At 65.1% G+C, this 6,772-nt stretch carries 5 protein-coding genes and 1 tRNA gene; 4 read left to right on the forward strand and 2 right to left on the reverse strand.

The window, feature by feature from the left end:
• The 3 genes from JF66_RS11730 to JF66_RS11740 form a co-directional block, all read left to right on the forward strand.
• Nucleotides 1-2,420, forward strand: a 2,420-nt coding sequence (locus JF66_RS11730; protein WP_156109759.1) for a bifunctional UDP-sugar hydrolase/5'-nucleotidase, incomplete at its 5' end; no start/stop codon positions are given.
• Between the two features lie 133 nt (nt 2,421-2,553).
• On the forward strand, nt 2,554-3,204 hold the full coding sequence (locus JF66_RS11735) for a hypothetical protein (RefSeq protein ID WP_035878132.1): 651 nt from the start codon (nt 2,554-2,556) through the stop codon (nt 3,202-3,204).
• 90 nt (nt 3,205-3,294) lie between these two features.
• Complete coding sequence (locus tag JF66_RS11740; RefSeq protein WP_081882343.1) at nt 3,295-3,765, forward strand: hypothetical protein; 471 nt, start codon at nt 3,295-3,297, stop codon at nt 3,763-3,765.
• Nucleotides 3,766-3,789: 24 nt separating this feature from the next.
• On the opposite strand, the gene radA is transcribed toward JF66_RS11740, so the two are convergent.
• Entirely contained in the window at nt 3,790-5,154 is a 1,365-nt protein-coding gene (gene radA / locus JF66_RS11745) for a DNA repair protein RadA (protein WP_035878134.1), read from the reverse strand.
• A gap of 3 nt (nt 5,155-5,157) precedes the next feature.
• Entirely contained in the window at nt 5,158-5,949 is a 792-nt protein-coding gene (locus JF66_RS11750; protein ID WP_231556395.1) for an SGNH/GDSL hydrolase family protein, read from the reverse strand.
• Nucleotides 5,950-6,034: 85 nt separating this feature from the next.
• On the opposite strand from JF66_RS11750, the gene JF66_RS11755 reads away from it, so the two are divergent.
• Nucleotides 6,035-6,124, forward strand: a tRNA-Ser gene (locus JF66_RS11755).
• Nucleotides 6,125-6,772 lie beyond the last annotated feature (648 nt).

Raw genomic sequence — 6,772 nt, forward strand, 5'->3', positions numbered from 1 at the left:
CGGTTCTGCTGGGACTCAACGTCGCGACCCCGACCTCGGTCGACCTGAACCTGCTCAACATCAACGACTTCCACGGACGTATTGACGCAAACACCGTCAAGTTCGCCGGAACCATTGAGCAGCTGAAGGCGGAGTACGGCGACGCGAACTCGCTGTTCCTGTCCGACGGCGACAACATCGGCGCATCCCTGTTCGCATCGGCGTCGCAGAATGACCAGCCCACGATCGACATGCTCAACGCCCTCGGCCTCGCGGCCTCCGGTGTGGGAAACCACGAGTTCGACAAGGGCTTCGGCGATCTCACCGGCCGCGTGGCAGATGCCGCGAACTTCGATTACCTCGGCGCCAACGTCTACAACCTGGGCACGGAGACCCCCGCGATGAAGGAATACGTCATCATCGACGTGGCCGGCGTCAAGGTGGGCGTGATCGGAACGGTGACGGAAGAAACCCCGTCGCTCGTCTCGCCCAACGGCATCGCAAGCCTTAGCTTCGGAGACCCCGTCGCAGCAGTCAACCGCGTTGCCGCCCAGCTCACCGATGGTGACCCGCTGAATGGCGAAGCGGATGTGCTGATCGCCGAGTACCACGAGGGTGCCGGCGCAGGAACCCCGGATGGAGCGACGCTGGAGCAGGAGCTCGCCGCTGGCGGGGCTTTCGCGAGCATCGTCAACGACACCTCGGCTGAAGTCGACGCGATCTTCACCGGTCACACCCACAAGGCCTATGCCTGGGACGCACAGGTTCCCGGCGCAGCTGACGGCGTGACTCGCCCGGTGTTGCAGACGGGTAGCTACGGCGACAACATCGGTCAGGTCGTGCTCAGCTACGACATCGCGTCCGGTGACACGACCACGGTAAAGAACCGCAACGTGGCCCGTTCCGCCGCCGCTGATGCCGACCTGGTGGCCGCGTACCCGCGTGTTGCCGAGGTGCAGACGATCACGAAGGCCGCGCTGGCCGAAGCCGCAATCCAGGGCAACGTGCCGGTGGGTTCGGTCACGGCGGACATCACCCGTGCCTGCACCAATGGAGTCGCGCCGTGCGTCGAAAACCGCATGGCACCGTCCACCATGGGCACGCTCGTGGCGAACTCCCTGCGCGCATCACTCGCTGACCCCACCATCGGCGGCGCCGAGATCGGCGTCGTCAACCCCGGTGGAATGCGTTCGGACCTGTCGCTCGCTCCCAACGGTGTCGTCACCTACGCCGAGGCGAACGCGGTGCTGCCGTTCCTGAATAACCTGTGGACCACGAGCCTCACCGGGGCGCAGTTCAAGGCCGTTCTCGAGCAGCAGTGGCAGACCAACGCCGACGGCACGATTCCGAGCCGTCCGTTCCTGCAGCTCGGTCTGAGCGACAACGTGAACTACACGTTCGATGCCAGCCGTGCCGCGGGTGACCGTGTGACGGGCATCTGGATCGACGGAGCGCAGATCGACCCGGCGCAGAAGTACCGCATCGGTTCGTTCAACTTCCTGCTCACCGGTGGTGACAACTTCCGTGAGTTCAAGAACGGAACGGAAACCCGCGATTCCGGTCTCGTCGACCGGGACGCCTGGATCTCCTACATCCAGACGAACAGCCCGCTGTCGCCGTCATTCAAGGCCAACCAGGCCTCGATCACCGGTGCGCCGACGGCGGCAGTCAACCCGGGTGACACCCTCACCTTTACGGTGGGCAGCCTCAACCTCACGTCACTCGGCGCTCCGAAGAACACCCAGCTCGCCCTGCGCTGGTCGGGCACCGACGTGGGCACGGCAGTCGTTGACTCGACGGGTACCGCTACCGTCACCGTCACGGTTCCGACCGACGCCGTGGCAAACAGTGTTCTCGAGATGACGACCGCGGAGTCGGGCACCATCGTGCGCCTCGCCGTTGCCGTCACTCAGACGGACCCGACGGACCCGACGGACCCGACGGACCCGACGGACCCGACGGACCCGACCGACCCGACAGACCCGAGTCCGAGCCTGCCGACGCTGCCCAACCTGCCCGCGACATCTGCTGCTGAAGCCGCCCTCACGACGGCCCTGCAGCGCATGATCGACACCAACAAAGGCCTCTACGTTGCCGGTGAAGCCATCACCATCAACGTGGGAGCGGAGCATGCCGGAGAGTACGTGTCGGTGTGGGTTCGATCAACGCCGATGCAGCTCGGCGGCTGGCTTCAGGTCAACGCTCAGGGCGACGTGACCGCCACCCTGCCGAGCAACATGCCGGCCGGTGCGCACCGCGTCATTGTGCAGGATACCAACGGTAACGTTCTGGGTTGGTCCGACATCACGGTTGCCGCCGTCGGCGGTTCCGCGCTGGCCAGCACCGGAACAGACACCACCCCATGGCTGTATGCGGGTGGTTTCCTGCTCCTGCTCGGCGCTGCTCTCGTACTGAAGCGTCGTCGCCTCGGTATGGAGTAGATCCCCGCGACAGGGTCGACCCTCCACCGGAATTCTCCGGTGGAGGGTCGACCCTGTGCATTCCCTCAAGAAATTGCCTCCGACACGCGCACGATGAGCGGGTCTCGGCGCCGAACATCAATACCCTAGGGGCATGTCGACGATCAAGCATCCTCTCGGCCGCCAGTCCAGCAAGGTGTACCGGCGCCGGCGTTTAGTAGTTGGACTCGGTCTCCTGGCGGTGATCGTCATCATCGCACTGGTCATTTTCAGACCCGGGGCGAGCAACGGCGAGACCGGCGGTGGCAGCGCCGACGCGGCCGTGACAAGTGACTCCACTGCTGTGCCGACGGACACTCCGACCACGGTTCCTGCGGCAGTTCCCGCTGTCGACGGGGCTCCCTGCGATGCCGCCAACCTCACGGTTGAGGCGCTCACCGACAAGAGCTCCTACAACCCCGGTGAACTGCCGCAACTCACGCTCAGCCTGCTGAACAACGGCACGACCACCTGCGTGATCAATGCCGGCACTGCGGCCCAGGTCTTCACGATCACGAGCGGCAAAGACACCTACTGGACCTCCACGGACTGCCAGACGGCGCCGAGCGACGCTGACGTGACGCTCAAGCCCGGCGTTCCGGTCAGCTCGTCCACGCCCATCGCCTGGGACCGCACGCGCTCGGCCGTGAGCACGTGTGATGCGGCCACTCGTGATGCGGCGCCGGCCGGAGGCGCGTCCTATTACCTCAACGTAACCGTTGATGGTATTGCGGCCGCAAGCCCGAAACAGATCCTCCTCTATTAGTCCGTCCCGCCGACCGGGCGTCCGGCGGCGTTCGCTGGGGGCATGCGCTGCAGCCTGCGCCACGGGGCATACGCCTGATTGAATGGACGAGTGACAGACTCAGCAGCTTCAGAACAGTCCTCCTCCTCCGAAGAGGCAGAAACTCCCCCCGTTTCGACCCGGTCGGTGGCGCTCGCGACCGCTCTGGCCCAGCAGGACGTCGTTGCCGTGGCGTATGCGCTGCGTAACGACGTGATGATCGTTCCTCAGCTCGTGGTCAATGGGCACGCGGAGCAGGTGCGCGTTTTCGGCCGAGAGGGCACAGACAAGCGGATGCTGTTGCTCTTCTCCTCCGCCGAGAACTACGCCGCCATGGTGCCGGACGACGTGAACCCGCAGGTGATGGTCGCCGATGGCCAGTGGCTCCGCGAGTTCCTCACCGTGCACGAACGTACGCTCGAAATGGTGTTCTTCGATATCGCCGGACCGAACGTCATGCAGGCGGCACCCGCCGACCTCATGCGCGCGCTCGGCGATCAGCCTGGCGAGGGTGCCCCGCACGATATCTCGAGCCTTGACTAGGAACCGTATCCCGGTCTCACAGGTCTAGCGAAAGGCCTCGTCGAGTTCGATGTCCCTGGGGTCGCTGCCGGTGGTCAGCGCAAAAGCGACGGCCGCCTGAATGGAGCCGCTCGCGGCATCCACTTGGGTGGTGAAGCCCAGGCGCGTGGCCTCGTTTGTGCGTTGTTTGGCGGCGGAGGTCGCCCGGATCTCCCCGGCGAGACTGATCTCTCCGAACGCCACCACGTTGTGGGCGATCGGCAGATTCGTCATGGCCGAAGCGATGGCCAGGGCGATCGCGAGGTCTGCGGCCGGCTCGGTGAGACGGATGCCGCCGACCGTGGACACATAGACGTCCATCGTGGAGAGGTCCATCTTGACCCGCTCCTGCAGCACGGCGAGCAGCATGGCCACTCTCGACGGGTCGATACCGCTCGTGACGCGGCGCGGGTTGGGCGCCTGGGTCTTCGTGACGAGTGCCTGCACCTCTACCGGCATCGCGCGGCGGCCCTCCATGGCGACCGTGACGCAGGTGCCGTAGACGGGCTCGGAGCCGCGGCTGAGAAACAGCCCGCTCGGATCGGGTACTTCTGCGATGCCCTCACCGGTCATCTCGAAACAGCCGACCTCGTCGGTGGGGCCGAAGCGGTTCTTGAGGGCCCGCACGAACCGCAGCGACGTCTGGCGGTCGCCCTCGAACTGGCACACCACATCGACGAGGTGCTCGAGCACTCGGGGGCCCGCGATGGAGCCGTCTTTGGTGACGTGGCCCACCAGCAACACCGGCAGATTGCGGTCTTTCGCCACTCGAATCAGGGTGGACGCCACTTCCCTCACCTGGCTCGGCATGCCGGCCGAGCCGTCGCTGAGCGCGCTCGACACGGTTTGCACGGAGTCGACGATGAGCAGGTCGGGCTTGACCGCGTCAATCTGGCCGAGGATGGTGCCGAGGTCGGTTTCGGCCGCAATATAGAGTTCGGGCTCGAGCGCGAACGTACGTTCGGCCCGCAGCCGCACCTGGTTCACGGATTCCTCAGCGCTCACGTACAGCACGCGGGACTTTGCCGCGGCGGCCTTCGAGGCGACCTCGAGAAGCAGCGTGGACTTGCCGACGCCGGGCTCTCCGCTGAGCAGAATCACCGAACCGGGCACGATGCCGCCGCCGAGCACGCGGTCGAACTCGTCGATCCCGGTGGGCCAGTGGGCGGCGGCATCCGTTTGGGCGTCGGTGATCGGGCGCGCGATACCGTCGCCGGTCACCTGGGTCGCCTTGAGATTGCGGATGATGCCCACACCCTGCCCGGCGTCGACGACGGTGCCCCATTGCTGGCATTCGCCGCAGCGGCCGGCCCATTTGGGCGTGGTCCAGCCACACTCGGTGCAGCGGAAGGAGGAGACGGGTTTGGCCATGTCTCAGAGCCTAGCCGCGGCCTCCGACACTCCCGGTGCGGGGTCGACAATCGGTGCGAAACGATCCGCGATCTGGGCTGTGAGGGAGGGGAGAAAGGCTTGCGCCCACGAGCGGTAGCCGCGGTCGTTGGGGTGGAACAGATCCTGGGCAACGTGGGTTGCGACGCTGCGAATCCCCGCGCGTTTGGTGGTCGCATGAAGCGGCACCACGGCCAGATCACATTCGGCCGCGACCCGGCGGATGATCTCGTTGGCAACGGCCACCTTGCGCTCAGCGTGCGGTAGATGGAAGCACGGCAAGTCCGCCACGAGCGTGGTGCGCGGCAGCACCGCGAACAGTCGGCGGATTCCGGCCTCGAACACCGTGGCATTCCACCGGGCGATGTCGTTGGCGCCGATCGCGACGGTCACCAGATCGGGAGACAATCGCGTGAAGCGCGGGAGCTGGTCCCGCACGGCAAGCTCGACGGTGGCGCCCGAGACGCTCAGGTTGACCACGCGCACCGTACGGCCGGTCGCCTCGCGCAGGTGGTCGGCGAGGATGCCGACGTAACTGCGGTTTGGCTCGCTCGCGCCGATGCCCTGGGCGGCGCTGTCGCCGATGGCCACGTAGAGCAGTTCGCCGCTCTCCTGCGCGTGGTCGCGCCACCACCGCGAGTGCACGGGCAGTGTCTCATTGAGTTCTGCGGCCCCCGCGGCCTGGCGTCGATGAAAGCCGCGCATGTTCAGCATGGCTGCCGCGCCGATGCCGGTCGCGACCAGTAGAGAGCGGATGCCGCGGGCCAGTTCTATCACGGGGAGAGAGTACATTGTGGGGCCGCGCATTCGCTGTGCACATGTCGATTGGCGCGTGGCTCCGCAGACAACTAAGATCGATCCCGGTACCGTGTCCGAGCGGCCGAAGGTGCGACTCTCGAAAAGTCGTGTGGGGGAGACTCCACCGTGGGTTCAAATCCCACCGGTACCGCCATATCAAACCCCCTACATTCCGGTGTTTCACTGGGAAGTAGGGGGTTTTGTCATGTCGCCAGGAGTCGCAGTCGTAACGGAATATCTGTGAATCGGTGTGTGAGCAAGTGCTGGTGAGGGATGCGGTGGGTGGACAGTAGCTGCTTCGCACCGGTCCCCCCGCCTCCAAACAATTCGAGAGATGAGGTTTCAACGTCGTCGTTGAGGTCGCAGCTGGGACGGTGCGCTGACTGGCGCCTGACCGCATCGAGACGTGCGACCTTGACACGCCCGAGCGTGCTGGAAATCTGTTGCCTTCGGGATTCGAAAAGCACGCTCACACACAGTGAACCTCGTTGGAATGTGACCGAGTGGTCGACCGAGAATCCTGAGAATGGTGCTTGCTCGTGTCGGGCAGGTCTTCCACTATTCAGGCCTCCCAAGCGACGACGACAACGCCACGGTTGCGGGGGCGGGTATGCCTCTGCTCCGGTAGCCGTGACAGCTTGCCAAGCGCGAGGCGTTACAGGGATTTCACTGAAACGGGACTGAATTGTACATGTCTATTCGGGGGTAGACGAGCCGCTGACGATCACCGTAGACTCTGGACCGCTCCGCAAGACTGCGGACGGCAATAGGGGGAAACTTGACAATTAAATCTGCCACGTTA

It is taken from the genome of Cryobacterium sp. MLB-32 (assembly GCF_000738085.1).
Classification (GTDB): domain Bacteria; phylum Actinomycetota; class Actinomycetes; order Actinomycetales; family Microbacteriaceae; genus Cryobacterium.